The sequence below is a fragment of the Rickettsia endosymbiont of Lasioglossum villosulum genome, from assembly GCF_964026455.1.
In the GTDB taxonomy this organism is placed as follows: Bacteria; Pseudomonadota; Alphaproteobacteria; order Rickettsiales; family Rickettsiaceae; genus Rickettsia.
In genome coordinates, this window is the sequence record NZ_OZ032152.1 from 1060797 (window position 1) to 1076070 (window position 15274).

Sequence of the window (15274 nt, forward strand, 5' to 3'; positions counted from 1 at the left end):
ATTAAAAATAAATCAGTTTAAATAAATTTTCAATTATTAATTTAATCTAAAATAAAAAGTCTATGATCTTTTACTATTTTGCTTATTGCTTCTAACCCTTCAGGATAGTTTTTCTTAACTTTTAATATATCAGTTAAATCATGACCACCGTCAATAATAGCATGATACTCAGGTAAAACAATTTTTAAAAATAATCGCTCTCTTACGCTTAACAGAACATGAGACAAATATTCTTCTTGTGAATCAAATGATGCAAATATTCTATCAAAACGTGCATAAACTTTTGTGTTATTGAATAGATATAAATAAAATTTTATAAATGATTGCTCATAATAATAATATTTTTCTTTATCTTCCTTAAATTTAAATTTCTTTTGATACCATATTATTAGTTCATCATACTCTTCATCAGTAAGCCAATGATCAAAAACCGAAATACAACGAACATTATATTTCTTTCTAACCTTTGTATGATATGCTTTCTCTTCTTCTTCAGTACGCCAAATATAATCATCGTCTATTAACGGAAACATTTGATGAAATTTAATATTTTCCTTACTTAATACTTCTTTTACCATATCCCATATAATAATTAATTAGTTCAGATTGGAAAAAAGCTATGAGTCTGTAAGACCAAGAGCGGCAGCAGTTACTTAATATGTGAGCATCCAACGAGTTACAAAGATGATAACGTCAATTTTTCAAGTAGAGCAAATAATACTTTAAGTATTTATACATTAAACCTAAAATGTACTATATCCCCATCCTGCATTTTGTATTCTTTACCCTCTAGTCGCACTTTTCCCACTTCTTTGGCTTTTGCTTCGCTACCGAGATTTATATAATCTGCGTAACCTATTACTTCCGCTCTAATAAAACCTTTTTCAAAGTCGGTATGAATAATACCTGCAGCACCAGGGGCAAGCGTACCATCTTTAAAAGTCCAGCTATGTGCTTCTTTAGGACCAATCGTAAAAAAGCTTTTCAGATTTAAGAGATTATACCCTTCTTTAATTACTTGACTTAAGCCTGTTTCTTCAAGGTCAATGCTATTTAGGAATTCTTTCTTCTCTTCCTCATCTTCAAGCAAAGCAATATCTGCTTCTATTTTTGAGGAAATAATAACGCTTTTAGCTTCTTCTTTTTTTGCTTGTTCTGCTACTAATTTTGTAAACTCGTTACCACTTGCTGCATCCTTTTCAAGTACATTACATACATATAGAACAGGCTTAGAAGTAAGTAGCTGTAACTGCTTTAGATTATCAGTTCCTAAAGTTTTATTTAGCACTCTTGCAGGTTTACCATCGGCTAATACTTTATGAACCTCTTTTAATAGCTCTATTTGCTCTGCTAAAGTCTTATCACCTGATTTCAAACGTTTTTCGCTTGTAACAAGTCGCTTTTCCACCGATTCTATATCGGCAAGTATTAACTCCATCTCAATTATTTCAAGGTCATGAATCGGATCAACTTTATTATGTACGTGCGTTACGTCTTCATCCTCAAAACAACGTAATACGTGCAATATTGCGTCTACTTCTCTAATGTTTGATAAGAACTTATTACCAAGCCCCTCCCCTTTGCTTGCACCTTTAACAAGGCCTGCAATATCGACAAATTCGATATAAGATGGAATAATTTTTTTACTTCCTACAAGTGCGGCAAGCTTTTGTAAACGCTCATCAGGTACTGAAACAACGGCACTATTTGGCTCAATCGTACAAAACGGATAATTAGCAGCTTCAGCTGCCACGCTTGCCGTTAAAGCATTAAATAACGTTGACTTACCGACATTCGGCAAACCCACAATTCCTAATTTTAATGTCATAAATCTTTTTTATTGTGATGTTAATTATATTATTAATGAGTATTCTTGTATTTTTTTTAGTTCTTGTTGTATTAATTTTTTTGTATCTTCAACTTTTCTATATGTTGTTGCTATTTCTTGTTGTTTTTCAATATCAAATTCACCGGTTGAAGTTATAGGAATCGAAATTATTGCGTTTTCAACGATTGAAGTAGAAACCTCAGTAAATTCATCTTCTCCTCTTTCACCTTTTCTACCTTTAGCTAAATCTCTTAAAATAGGTTCTAAGCTATACTTAACAAAATCGATATCTATTTTATTATTTTTTGAAATTAATACTCCTCTATTTCCATTGATTGAAAATTTTCCTTCTATGATCTTGATATACCCTGCAAACCCGGTCGTTGTCCAAGTAAGATATTTTCCGTTATAATCATAATTATTGATATAAGTGAGCGGTGCTAAATTTGAAGCAGAATAAACAGGATATTCACCCTTATATAATTGTCCGTAACTCTTGGTATATTTTGATAAACCTTTTTGTATTGTAAAAAAATCTCCAATTTTAACATCTTTACTTTGGACTATATTGAAGTTATTTTGTATTACGTTTATTTCTTTTAAAATTTGTTCATATTCCTTTATTTTTTTCAAGTTCAGCAACAATATTATGTTGTTCAACAACATGTTGTTGAGTCTCTAAATCAAATACCCCACCATCAACAGGTATAGCTAATTCAAGGTCTGATATTTTGCCAATAGTCGGTTTATTTTCCCAATTAAAATTTTGTTCCGCTAATATATTTTTTACTAATATTGTTAGATAACGATAATCTAAATTATTATTTTTTCTTATCAATAACCTTGCATCTGAATTAATATTAAATTTGTGTTTCTCGCGATAAAATACTGTTCCGGCATAAACCCCGTTTGTGGTGATTTGAATACACTCTGTGTCATAATCAAATGAATCTATCATACCGAATATCCCAACTTTTTTTGTATTTGATGAGTAAACAGGATATTCTCCTTTGTTTTTATCAAGATATCTTTTTGTAAGCTTTGAATTTCCACTCTTTATATGAAATAATTCATTTAACTTGAACTTTAAAAATTGTTTGTCTACTTTAAAGTTTTTTTTTCTCCAATTTCTTTAAGAATCTTACTAAAATTTTCAAAAGTATTAGCCATATCTGACATTAGTAAACTAAATTCCAAAACATCTACTGTTTTATTTTCTTTTTCAATTTCTAATGCAATTTTCTCTTCTTTATTCCACCATCTATCAATAGCCCAATGAACATTTGGCTCAAATTTTTCTATTGGAACTATTTTACACCGCATATCAGTATTAATAGCTTTAAATGCTTTTTTATCACCTTTAAAAAAATTATAGAGTGTAGTAGCTTCTATAAGATCATTTTGCTCAATATCAAAACGATAAACATCACGACTTTCACCAATTTCGCTCACCAAATAAGTAAAAACCGGATCACTTTGAATATCTGATTTATTAGTCTTTTTAGTTATACATAATATATATGTCTTTTTGTTTGTGGTAAAAAATGTATTTAACGGCAGCGATATTATTCCATCAATAAAACACTCTTGACGTAATAGTGCTCTTAGGTTTGTACCATTCTGACGATTAAATATACCGTCGGGAACAATAATAAAAGCTTTGCCATTCGGCTTTAAAGCTCTAACTATCCATTCCATAAATAGCCCTTCAACACCTATAGCATTAACCTTATAATATTTTTTTAAAGCACTATCTTTTTGTATTTCTTCCTTTAAGTTGCTGCTACCACTAGTAACATATGGAGGGTTTGTAAGGATTAGATCATATACATCTTCAACAGGATCGTTTAATGTCCCTAAAATTGAATTTGTCTTAAGAGTAAATGTAGAATTAAATAATTCTGCAAATTTCTTCGTATGATTTGGATAATTTTTTATAATTTCACTAAAATAAATTAGCATATTAGCTTTTGCAAGTATAATTGTTTTTTGCTCGTCTTTATCAAACCCTTTATCAAAACCATGAATAGTTATCCTAGAGATTATTTTGTCATCTTCAACTTGATAAAAACGATCTAATTTACCTTTTATAGGCTCTAACAAAAACTTTCCAACGCCGCAAGCAGGATCGCATATAACTGCTCCCTCTTTAATTTCATCACGAGTAATCATTTCTATTGCCCGAACTACTTTCATTGGAGTAAAAAATTGACCCCAGTTTTTTTTGCTAATACTTTCTTTTAAAAAGCTCTCAAATAATTTACTTTTAAAATCGTAATCAATATGTTCAAGCCGACCATATTTATTGAATTTATCAAGTACTTTGAAAAACACGGTACTATAACCTGCAACAGCTTTCTGATCTTTACTTACAAATATTGAACCGTTAATTATAGTTGTATTATCTAGTGGATTATATGGAAATAATTCCTTTATTTTTTTTCTTATATTATCAACATAGAAAATTAATACTTCATCATGAGTATCTGTTGCGTACATTTCCATTAAAGAATAAAAGCTATTTCTAGATTTTAAAATACCAAGATCACTAAGATATTTAAATATAAAAAGCTCTACAAAAGTATAAAGACAGTTCTCGGGAGTAGCACCGCTAACACTCCAAACATCTTGCCATATAGAACTTGCTAAACAAGTCGGGTTTACTAATTTTGGTGATAGTAATTGATTATTAGTCTCATTAATTGAATAGCTAATTTTTTCTATAAGTACCGGAAGCTGTTCGTTAAACGGGTCAAATAGTAGAGAAATATTTTTATATTATAAATCTTTCCTTAAATGATATGAAACTGAATCTTTTTCATAGCCATGTCTTGTGAATTCAAGTTTATATCCTAATTTTTCATAAAATGGTTTAGCCTGAAAATCCATAGTCGATAAAACAATAAAAGTACAACCACGTTCACGTGCCAATTCTTCAGCTTTTTTTATCAATAAACTTCCGTAATTTTGATTTCTATGATTTTTATCCACAAGTAATGAAGTAATGTACAAACTACCCCACAAACTCACACCACCGACCCCTGCAATAAAATTTTTATCTTGATCTAACAAAGAAAATGAAAAGGATTGTAAATCTCCTATTAAGCCTTTTTTCTCTCGTGCATCTTTATTAAAAGCATCCCAAATTATAGCTGAATAGGCTTTATCCATTTCTTCGGCATATATAATTTCAAAATCTTGGGTCATAATTTATCTTTTTATTCATTTTTAGCTAATTGGATATTTTTAACTTCACATTGTCATCCCGTGGCGGCACTGTTGCGTGGATCGAAAAGCATCCTCGGTGTCATACCATGGCTTGTCCACGGTATCCAGAAAATAATAAAAAATACTAATTTTATTAGTATTTTTAACTGGATCCCGCGATCAAGTCGCGGGATGACAACTGGAAAATCGATCCATGCAACAACGCCGCCACGGGATGACACCGAACACTATTTCATGAGATTGCTGCATCGATGCTACGCATCTCCTCGCAATGACAATCAAAATACTTAAACCATTTTACTCTTAAACTCTTCTAGTTTATTCTCTAATATTAAATTAAAGTTATCGGTTATTTTATCTATAGCCTGCTCTGCTAGTACATATTCAGATTTAGGAAAGTTATTTAGCACATAATCAGCTACATCCTGACTGTTTTGCGGTCTACCAACACCAATTCTAATACGGTTATAATTATTTCCTATAATTCCATCAATGGACTTTAAACCGTTATGTCCACCATTTCCACCACCAGTTTTAAACTTTATTTTACCCAATTCTAAATCAATATCATCATGAATAACAAAGATTTTTTCAAGAGGAATATTATAATATGTTTTTACTGCTATCACCGACTTACCCGATAAATTCATGTAAGTAGTAGGTTTTATGAATATTAGCTTCTGCCCACTATTAGTACTTTCAGCAATTTCGCAATGAAATTTTTTCTTTACGCTAAATGATGCATCATATTGTTTTGCTATATTTTCTAAAGCAATAAAGCCAATATTATGCCTTGTATGCTCATACTCTTTACCTGGATTACCAAGACCAATAATAAGCATCATAATATTATACTCGTTTAATATGGAAAATTTTAAAGATATATATGATTTGAAATAGAATTAGGATGTGCGTATTTTGTTCTTGTGCGAATCTTACTCCTATGTGGTCATTTCCGCTTAAGGCTTACCCCGCGTGGGTTCAAAAGCACCCTAAGGTAGTCATCTAGTTGCTTGGGAACTAGATCCAGAAAATAATAAAAAATACTAATTTTATTAGTATTTTTAACTGGATACCTTGGAGCCGGTCTTATTGCATGACTCCTCCAATGTCATTCCCAGCAACGGCGGGAATCCAGTCAATTATATTGTCATCCCGTGACTTGATCACGGGATCTTGTGCCATAGAATGTGTCCTGAGATACCGCAGTCAAGCCGCGGTATGACAGACTTTTTTCTAGATTCCCGCCTCCGCGGGAATGACATACAAGGCATTTTCCGAGCCATACAACAACGCTTTTAGTTAGCAATAAAAATTATTTTACTTCGCTGCTTCAGCTGGTTGCTCGCTTTCAGCTTCAGTTTTTGCTCCTCTACGTCCTATTATAGTTGCAAGCACAAATTCTTTCTTTGTAGTAAAGCTACAACCTTCTGGTAGTTTTACTTTTGAAGATTTTAATGAAGTAGCAATCGGCATATTAGTAACGTCAATAGTTACGTTTCTTGGAATATTATTAACATCACATAATAAAGTAACTCTTCTTTTTACTATATTGAAATATCCGCCTCTTTTAACGCCTAATGCTCTTTCTTTCCCTTCATATACTACAGGAACTTCCATTTTTTGGGTTTTATCTTCTAAAAAAACAAAATCAACGTGACGTACTATATCTGTAACAGGATGTAATTCTACAGCTTTCGGCAGCACTTTATATTGCTTACCATCGATTTTTAAACTAATTAGCTGAGATATGAAAGCTGGCTTTCTATAATATTTTGTTATTTCTTTTTCTTCTAAAGAAATACTAACTGGGGTTTTCTTTGCACCATAAATAATAGCAGGAACACGCCCCTCTCTTCTTAATGCTCTTGCTGCACCCGTACCAAATTCATTGCGAGACTTTGCTTCAAGTTCTAATATTTCACTCATTATTTCAACACTTTAAACTTTATAAAAAGGTTATAATAGTACTAATTAATCTAAAATTCAAGATATATTTGTAATTACTCTATGCCTATAAATTTATGAGTTTGTACTGACAACCTAGCACCACTCTCTAAAGCTAATTTTACCGCTAATTCGTTATTTTCTTTGTTAAGTTTTTGATCATTTTGATCCATAGGCTGAACAAAAACCGGTATATTGTAAGCAGTTTGTCCTATTTCAGGTATTAAGCTATACTCTAAAATATTCTTAGCAATGATAAATTTTACAGCACTAATTTTAGGCAATAAATCTTCTCTGATTTTGCTATAGCCGTTTTTACCTGCTTTAGGCGAGCATATTATAGATACTTTATCCGGCAAAGAACTATATAACGTGCCGTTAGTTTCTATCTGCACCTTAAAATCTTGTTCTAATAATTTTTGGCACAATAATTCTATAGGTTGACGCATCGGCTCACCACCCGTTATCACTACTAACTTAACTGATTGCTTGTTTTTAGAATTTAAAGTAAGTAGGCTAACCTTAGATAAAATATCATCTATTTTGATTGTTTCGAAATTTTCAAATTCTGTATCACAAAAATCGCACGCAAGGTTACATCCTCCAAACCTGATGAATATGGCAGGAACACCTACAAATATTCCCTCACCTTGAATAGTTTTAAAAATAGATTGCACTTGTAATTGCGTCCCGTCACCTTTTAATATTCCTCTTTTAGGATTTTGCCCAAACATTATTTTGCAATTAAAAACGTTAATGATTACTATTATAGCATAAATAACAATATAGTTAAAGTTACTAATTTTAGCATAAATAACATATAGTAATAAATTACAAAAAACGTCTTGCAATAAATTATAAAAGAAACTATTATTTAGCTTTCAATCGGTAACGTGGCTTTGGTATGCCTAAATATTACCGGTAAATGTCTTATAAATACCAAATTAAAGGAAAATCATGCCTAAATTAAAAACAAAATCTGCTGTAAAAAAGCGTTTTAAACTTACTGCTAGTGGTAAAGTGGTTGCATCTCAAGCAGGTAAAAAACATTTTATGCGTCGTCGTACTAAAGCTCAAATTCGTAACTTACGTGGAACTACGATACTTTGTGATCAAGATGGATATAACATCAAAAAATATTTTCTTCCATATGGTACAAATTAATTAAGGAGCTAAAAAATGACACGTGCAAAATCAGGAAAAATTTCCAAAAATCGACATAAAAAAATCCTCAAACTTGCAAAAGGTTATAGGGGTAGAGCTAGTACTTGCTTTAGAGTAGCTATTGAGAAAGTAGAAAAAGGACTACAATATGCTTACAGAGATCGCAGAAATCGTAAGCGTGATTTCAGAGGTCTGTGGATTCAAAGAATAAATGCAGCGGTAAGAGAGCATGGTTTAGTATATTCTCAATTTATGGGGGCTCTTAAAAAAGCTCAAATCGACATAGATCGTAAAGTCCTTGCAGAACTTGCTGTAAATAACAATGAAGGATTTGCAAGTATCGTAGAACAAGCAAAGGCACATATTTAATATAGACAACGTCATTGCGAAGCCACTTCGTTGCTGTGGCAATCCATATACAATACTGGATTGCTTCGTCAAATTACCTTGTAATTTTTCTCGCAATGACATTTATTTCATTATAAATAATTAATTTTCGTTTGGTATAAATATTATGAAGCGTACATTTCAACCTAGTAATTTAGTAAGAAAAAGAAGACATGGTTTTAGAGCTAGAATGGCTACTCCCTCTGGAAGAGCAATTTTAAGAAACCGTCGTGCTAAAGGCAGAAAAAAACTATCCGCATAAATACTAATCTGACCTATTCAATTGTTTATCACCTCTTTAAAAAATCAAAAGGAATTTGAGCTTATAAATAAGCTTGGCAAAAAATTTTATGAAAAATATTTTATTTTGGTGATAGCAAAGAACATCCCAAAAATCTTTCTTGAATCAAAATATAATATCTTCCTAGGAATAAAAGTTAGCAAAAAGCTAAATAAAAAAGCTGTAGTACGTAATAAAATTAAAAGACGTATAAAACATCTTATTAGGCTTATTTGTAATAATTCTAATCTCAAAAAGCTTGCGATGATAATTATTCCAAGAAAGGGCTTTGATACGGCAGACTTTTCAGTATTAAATCATGAATTGAGCAAAGCAATTTTAGATTTTTACAATTCAAAAAAATAATACACTGAATTTTGTGACAGGCATGAGAGTAGAACAATAGTACCAGACAGTTTTTATTCTATGTCATTCCCGCTTAAGGCTTGCCCCTGCATAGATCGGTTTTTCCGTCTGAGCTAAGGAAATTACGAAGTAATTGACGAAGCAAGGAAGTAAAAAAATGCTAACTTTATAACATTTTTTATTATTTTTTTCTGGATTGCCACGCTCATTTCATTCACTCGCAATGACGATTCTCGATCCACGCAGGCAATGCCTTTGTGGGAATAATATAAAAGCCTTATTGCGTAAATCAAAAAATACTTTCGGTATCATCCCGTGAGCTTGTCCAATAGTACCGGACAGTTTAAAAAAAATGTTATATTTTATTCAGGTGTAAGTGACCTTATATGTCATTCCCGCGAAAGCGGGAATCCAAGAAAAAAATCTAAATACAGCAATTTTTTAGAATATAAAAGCTCGATTTATCTCGCTTTATGCTGGATTCCCGCTTCCGCGGGAATGACATAGAATAATAACTGTCCAGTACTATTGAAAAAGCCACGGGATAACAATCTTTCACCTTTATCACTAACTATCAAAATGTTGTTTTAAAACCTAAGATTTTTAGCACAACATTTATATCTAACGTGTTGGGCTATTTCTCATTGCTAGAGTTTTTCTTAGATCGTCTTGAAAATTATTATTTCCTTGCTGCTTATTCCCATCTTGAGATGTGTGTATAGTTTTTAATGTTTCTTGCAATTTCGGTGGAATAGCAAACATTGGAGATGGTTTTGGACCAACCCCACCTGGAGGTGGTGGAGGTGGCGGAATAGGAACGCCTTGTCCCGGCATTGGAGGTGGCGGTGGCGGAGGAATAGGAACACCTTTCCCCGGAGGTGGTGGTGGTGGAGGCGGTATAACACCAGGTTTTATAGGTTGTGTAGCTGGATTATTAGCGATTATAGCCTTACTAGCAGCTTCTTCTTGTAATCTTTGCTCTTTTCTAAGCCTGATTAATTCCATAGCAGCTTGTTGCTGCTTATCAGCTGCAGTAGGCTCACCTTTTAAAGCCGAAGATTGTGAGCTTTTATTAAATTGTTTCTCTCTTTCTTCAGCAGTATTTATAGTATTATGTTCTTTTTTTATGCTTTCAAGATGCTTAGTAACTCCTTCTAATTCAGCGACAATTCTCCATTTTTCTTCTTTAGTAATATTAGAATTAGCTTTTTTTTCTTCAAGCTCTTTCTTTTTATTTTCTAGCTCTTCCTGTTTTTGCTTTAATTCCTCTAAACATTTTTTGTGATTATCTATTTGTGCTTTAGGTTCTTCGTTTTTAGTTACTGGAGCATTAATAGCTTGCTTTTTTTGTGCATTTTTCCAAGCTAACTCTTCTGCAAACGAATTAAATTTTGGCTTTTTTACTGGTTGATTTAGCTCTTCTATTGGTTGAGTTTTTGCTGGCTGAATGCCTATCTCTGCTTCTTTGAGATCTTGAAAATTTGTTTCAGAGGCTAAAGGAATGCTTTTAGTGTCAGGTATTTCTGGATCAACTTGTTGTACTTTTGCAGTAGTTTCTTTTATTTGATTATGAAGATCTACCACTGAATTTGCTTTTCTTAGTTCTTGTTCAGGGTTTTTATAATAATTTTCTAAGTCCTGTTTTAGATAATCATATGTTGCTTTAATAGAGGTTACTTTAGTGTCAAAACTTGCTGCAATTTGAGCTGCTAATTTTAAAGATTGCTCTGATCCCCCTTTAGGCTGAATCATAAGCTTACTTTTTTCTCCTAAAAACCATTTTGACAAAATATTTGGCTTATAAACTTGTATTTCTACCTCTGCATTACCTGCTTTAACTGATACACTACCCTCATAACCTGTAAACTTATTAAGCCATGTTTTTGGTTGTTTATGCTCGGCAGTTACATTATTTCCTAGATTAGAAAAAACTTTGTTTATATCTGTTTTTGCTGTTAAAAAATCATCTAGTTTTTTAAAAGTTTTATCATTTTGTAAACTTATACCGGCTATTTCATAACCAGTAGCAGTTTCTATAAAATTTGCTTCAAAAGGCTCTGCCTTTATTCCATTATAGATATTTTCTAAGAACTCATTGCTAAAATTTTTACCACTCTTAATTCCTTGCAATTTACTTTCTGTATTTAAACCTTTTAGTTGATCCTTAAACTGATCAATTGTCCATTTATCTTTTACGCTAGGATTATGAAGATTAGTATTAAGACCTACAGTAGCGTAAGCTGATATAAAAGCTGCGTCTGCATGATTTATGTCAGTAGTAGTATTTTGCTCATGATATTTAGAGGCAAAACTTTCAACCAATCTATCTATTTTTTGAGCCTCACCTGGTAATTTAAAAGCCTTTAAAAACTCTCTTAAACTTTTCAAATAATTTTTATCTTTAAAATCAAATTGTTTAACAAAACTATCCAATACTTTTTTATTATCTTCTCCATCTGTTCCAAGATAATCCCCAACAGCTACTAAATCTAAATTATTTTTTTCCTCACGAAAAAACTTAGCTGTCTCTTCTGCAAAATCTTTATTATTACTAGCACACCATTCTTTAATCTTACTGATTCCATCTTTAGGTTTATCATTAAATGAACTTATTACTTCTCTTTTTATTAGGGGGTCCATAACTATCTCTCATAAGTTAATTATTATTAATCTTTAATATAGCTATTTTATAGACTCAACACAAGCAAAAGTTGCTATTTTTAGTATTTCACTTGCTGATAGCGTGGCTTGCAGGATTTGAACAGGCTTTTCAAAACCATTTGTTATAGGACCTATGAAACTATTTGAAGAAAACTCTTGCAATAATTCAGTAGAGATAGCAGCAGAGTTTAAACCTGGCATAATAAGGACGTTAGCAGGACCAGACAACCTACAAAACTTATATAATTTACGTAAGTTAGAATCTAAAGCAACTTTAACCGACATTTCGCCATCATATTCAAAATCTACATCCATATCATTAAGCTTTGCTTTATCTTCACTAAAATTATCTAATATATTTACTGCTTCACGAATACGAGCTGTTTTTTCCTTAGAAGAATTGCCAAAGCTTGAAAATGAAAGAAGTGCAACACGTGGGACAATTCCCATATCTTTAGCTATTTCTGCTGTCTGAGCTGCTATTTCTGCAAGCTCGTGACTATTTGGATATTCAGTAATGCAATTATCAGAAATAATAATATTATTGTCTTTTGCAATCATGATAGAATAACCTAAGATTCTACGATTAGGCTTTCGTGAAATAACTTTTAATATATCTTCTAAACTATCAACATAGCTTTTTGTCACCCCTGTTAAAAGTGCATCACCATCTCCACAAGCAAGCATACAAGCAGCAAAAATATTTTTATCGGTTTTAACGAGCTTAGCACAATCTCGGTATAAATAACCTTTGCGTTGCAACCTTTTATATAAATAATCAATATATATTTCAAGCTTATAAGTTAAAGCAGCGTTCATTATGGTAATACCATCTAAGCTAATATTCTGCCCTAATTGCTTTAATTTTGCTTCAATTCTCTCAATGCGACCGACTAAAATAGGATTCCCATATTTCTCATCCCGCATCATTATTGCCGCAACAATTACTTCTTCTTCTTCCCCTTCGGCAAAAATAATACGTTTTAGAGGTGCATTATGGATTTTTTCAGATAAGAAATTCATATAGTTAGAGGTAGGGTTTAGTCTACTTTCTAATTCTTTTTTATATTTATTGAGATTGAAATCAGAAACTTTAGCAACATCGCTATCTATTGCTGCTTTAGCTACCGCTATCGGCACTACTGTAATTAAACGGGGATCAAATGGAACAGGGATAATATATTCATTACCGAAAATCATCTTACGTCCGGCATATGCCTTATATACTTCCTCCGGCACAGGCTTGCGAGCGAGTTCTGCTATAGCTTTTGCTGCTGCTATTTTCATTTCTGTATTAATGGTTTTAGCTCTAACGTCTAATGCTCCCCTAAAAATATAAGGAAAACCCATAACATTGTTAATCTGATTATTATAATCAGATCTACCTGTTGCTATAATCGCATCATTACGAACTTGCTTTATCTCTTCAGGCGTAATTTCCGGATCAGGGTTAGCCATAGCAAAAATAATTGGATTATTTGCCATTTTGCTAACCATCTCTTTAGTTACTGCACCTTTTACGGATAATCCTATAAATACATCCGCATCTTTTAATGCTTCTTCTAAAGTTCTAAGCTGCGTGCTATTTGCATAAGTCTCTTTCCATTTATTCATACCATCTATGCGACCCTGATAGATAACACCTTTAGTATCGCATAAAATAATTTTTGATTTATCCGCTCCAAGAGCAATCAATAGATCAATACAAGCAATAGCGGCAGCACCCGCACCATTAACTACTATTTTTAAATTCTCTAGCTTACGGTTAGTAATATAAGCAGCATTTATTAGCCCTGCTGCTGTGATAATTGCCGTTCCGTGCTGATCATCATGAAATACTGGTATATCCATTAAAGATTTCAGCTTCTCTTCAATAACAAAACACTCAGGAGCTTTAATATCTTCAAGATTAATTCCGCCAAAGCTATAACCAAGATATTTTACAGCATTAATAAACTCTTCCGGATCATTAGTATCAACTTCTAAGTCGATTGCATCAATATCGGCAAAATTTTTAAAAAGTACCGCTTTACCCTCCATAACTGGCTTTGAGGCAGCAGCTCCTAAATTACCAAGACCAAGCACCGCAGTACCATTAGAAATCACAGCAACCAGATTCCCACGTGCGGTGTATTTATACATTTCATCAGTACTTTTAGCAATCTCAAGACAAGGAGCCGCAACACCAGGAGAATAAGCCAGCGATAAATCATGCTGCGTAACAAGCGGCTTAGTCGCAGAAATAGCAATTTTACCTGGTTTATCTTTTTGGTGATACTCAAGTGCTTCAGTGTAATTTATTTTGTTCATTTCGTCCATTTTTTAGATATTCCTGTTTTGTTATTGTGTTTTTTGGCTTTTCGTCATTGCGAGGAGAAACGCAGTTTCGACGAAGCAATCTCGTAAGGACTCCTGAGATTGCTTCGTCGCTACGCTCCTCGCAATGACGTTGAATTACTAATTACCCTACTAAATACATAATAATTGATATAGTCACTACCGAGAAGAAAGTTGTAAATGTTATAATCGATGCCATCGAATCAGGATTGCCGCCGAGCTGGCGTGATAAAACATAAGCAGTGCTTGCACATGGCAGTGAGCTATATAATATACCTACCGATCTATCTATCCCGCTAATTGACATCATCCATAGCACTACTACACTCACTAACGGAAAAGCGATTAACTTAACAAAGCTCGTAAATACTATGCTATGTAAAAGCTCTTGTCTAATAGTAAAATTAAGCCCTGCCCCAACATTTAACATACCAATTGCTAAAGCAGCATTAGATAAACTATCTAAAGTTTTTTTAAGACCTAAATGTAGTTCAAGATTTGAATAATTAAAAACAAACCCTACTAGGCTGACAATAATAAGCGGGTTGCGTATGATTAGCTTGATCATTAAAACTAAACTTGTTCTAATGGTGGTAGTGACAGATTTATCTGGAACGTAATATGCAAAAATCATTACCGATAAAATATTGGTGATGATAATCATATAAGAAGAAATAACGGCAACAATAGAAAGACCACTAGGACCAAGTAAGGGACTCGCTGCTCCAAAAAAAATGTAGCTATTATAGCGAATCGATCCTTGAAAAATAGAAGTGAATTCTATTTTATCAATATTATATTTTCTTTGATAAATTATTAGACCTAACGTAATAAGAAGTGTAGAAATAATAAGAGCGATTACTAGTTTGATTATTGAAGCAACACTTAAATCAGCTGTAGAGATATAGTTAAAAAGCATTGCAGGAAACAATACAAAATAGGATAATTTCTCAATACCACGCCAAAATTCTTCTGAAGTTAGCCATTTATTTTTTATAATACTACCAAGTAAGGTAATTAAAAAAATCGGCAACGTACTGCAAAAAATATTATTCATTCATTTTTGATGTCATACC

General features: G+C 32.5%; 16 protein-coding genes. 4 read left to right on the plus strand and 12 right to left on the minus strand.

The window, feature by feature from the left end:
* Positions 1-41 precede the first annotated feature (41 nt).
* From AAGD49_RS05165 to AAGD49_RS05210, 9 genes are all read right to left on the minus strand, one after another.
* Positions 42-578 (minus strand): hypothetical protein, encoded by a 537-nt coding sequence (locus tag AAGD49_RS05165; protein WP_341788215.1) that lies wholly within the window; start codon positions 576-578, stop codon positions 42-44.
* 152 nt (positions 579-730) lie between these two features.
* Positions 731-1828: a redox-regulated ATPase YchF gene (gene ychF, locus AAGD49_RS05170; RefSeq protein ID WP_341788216.1), complete on the minus strand. Its 1098-nt coding sequence runs from the start codon at positions 1826-1828 to the stop codon at positions 731-733.
* A 24-nt stretch (positions 1829-1852) separates the two neighbouring features.
* Positions 1853-2461 (minus strand): restriction endonuclease subunit S, encoded by a 609-nt coding sequence (locus AAGD49_RS05175; RefSeq protein ID WP_341788217.1) that lies wholly within the window; start codon positions 2459-2461, stop codon positions 1853-1855.
* Positions 2439-2888 (minus strand): restriction endonuclease subunit S, encoded by a 450-nt coding sequence (locus AAGD49_RS05180; protein ID WP_341789233.1) that lies wholly within the window; start codon positions 2886-2888, stop codon positions 2439-2441. The genes AAGD49_RS05175 and AAGD49_RS05180 overlap by 23 nt, the downstream gene beginning before the upstream one ends.
* A gap of 41 nt (positions 2889-2929) precedes the next feature.
* A complete protein-coding gene (locus AAGD49_RS05185) occupies positions 2930-4327 on the minus strand; it encodes a class I SAM-dependent DNA methyltransferase (RefSeq protein ID WP_341788218.1) in 1398 nt (465 codons plus the stop codon).
* Between the two features lie 279 nt (positions 4328-4606).
* Positions 4607-5035, minus strand: coding sequence for a GNAT family N-acetyltransferase (locus AAGD49_RS05190; protein ID WP_341788219.1), 429 nt, complete (start codon positions 5033-5035; stop codon positions 4607-4609).
* A 308-nt stretch (positions 5036-5343) separates the two neighbouring features.
* On the minus strand, positions 5344-5901 hold the full coding sequence (pth, locus tag AAGD49_RS05200; protein ID WP_341788220.1) for an aminoacyl-tRNA hydrolase: 558 nt from the start codon (positions 5899-5901) through the stop codon (positions 5344-5346).
* Positions 5902-6376: 475 nt separating this feature from the next.
* Entirely contained in the window at positions 6377-6985 is a 609-nt protein-coding gene (locus tag AAGD49_RS05205) for a 50S ribosomal protein L25/general stress protein Ctc (protein WP_341788221.1), read from the minus strand.
* 74 nt (positions 6986-7059) lie between these two features.
* Complete coding sequence (locus AAGD49_RS05210; RefSeq protein ID WP_341788222.1) at positions 7060-7737, minus strand: 7-carboxy-7-deazaguanine synthase QueE; 678 nt, start codon at positions 7735-7737, stop codon at positions 7060-7062.
* A 223-nt stretch (positions 7738-7960) separates the two neighbouring features.
* Between AAGD49_RS05210 and rpmI the strand changes: the two genes are divergently transcribed.
* The 4 genes from rpmI to rnpA all read left to right on the plus strand — a co-directional run bounded on the left by rpmI (position 7961) and on the right by rnpA (position 9200).
* On the plus strand, positions 7961-8167 hold the full coding sequence (rpmI, locus tag AAGD49_RS05215) for a 50S ribosomal protein L35 (RefSeq protein WP_011477530.1): 207 nt from the start codon (positions 7961-7963) through the stop codon (positions 8165-8167).
* 15 nt (positions 8168-8182) lie between these two features.
* Positions 8183-8536 (plus strand): 50S ribosomal protein L20, encoded by a 354-nt coding sequence (rplT, locus tag AAGD49_RS05220; RefSeq protein WP_341788223.1) that lies wholly within the window; start codon positions 8183-8185, stop codon positions 8534-8536.
* Positions 8537-8681: 145 nt separating this feature from the next.
* Positions 8682-8816, plus strand: coding sequence for a 50S ribosomal protein L34 (gene rpmH / locus AAGD49_RS05225; RefSeq protein ID WP_016947702.1), 135 nt, complete (start codon positions 8682-8684; stop codon positions 8814-8816).
* 21 nt (positions 8817-8837) lie between these two features.
* Positions 8838-9200, plus strand: coding sequence for a ribonuclease P protein component (rnpA, locus tag AAGD49_RS05230; RefSeq protein WP_341788224.1), 363 nt, complete (start codon positions 8838-8840; stop codon positions 9198-9200).
* A gap of 621 nt (positions 9201-9821) precedes the next feature.
* Here the strand turns inward: rnpA and ralF are convergent.
* The 3 genes from ralF to AAGD49_RS05245 all read right to left on the minus strand — a co-directional run bounded on the left by ralF (position 9822) and on the right by AAGD49_RS05245 (position 15255).
* A complete protein-coding gene (gene ralF, locus AAGD49_RS05235) occupies positions 9822-11840 on the minus strand; it encodes a T4SS guanine nucleotide exchange effector RalF (RefSeq protein ID WP_341788225.1) in 2019 nt (672 codons plus the stop codon).
* Positions 11841-11882: 42 nt separating this feature from the next.
* Complete coding sequence (locus AAGD49_RS05240) at positions 11883-14180, minus strand: NADP-dependent malic enzyme (protein ID WP_341788226.1); 2298 nt, start codon at positions 14178-14180, stop codon at positions 11883-11885.
* A 142-nt stretch (positions 14181-14322) separates the two neighbouring features.
* Positions 14323-15255 carry an AEC family transporter gene (locus AAGD49_RS05245; RefSeq protein ID WP_341788227.1) on the minus strand — a complete coding sequence of 311 codons (933 nt, stop codon included), beginning with the start codon at positions 15253-15255 and terminating at the stop codon, positions 14323-14325.
* Between the last annotated feature and the right edge of the window lie 19 nt (positions 15256-15274).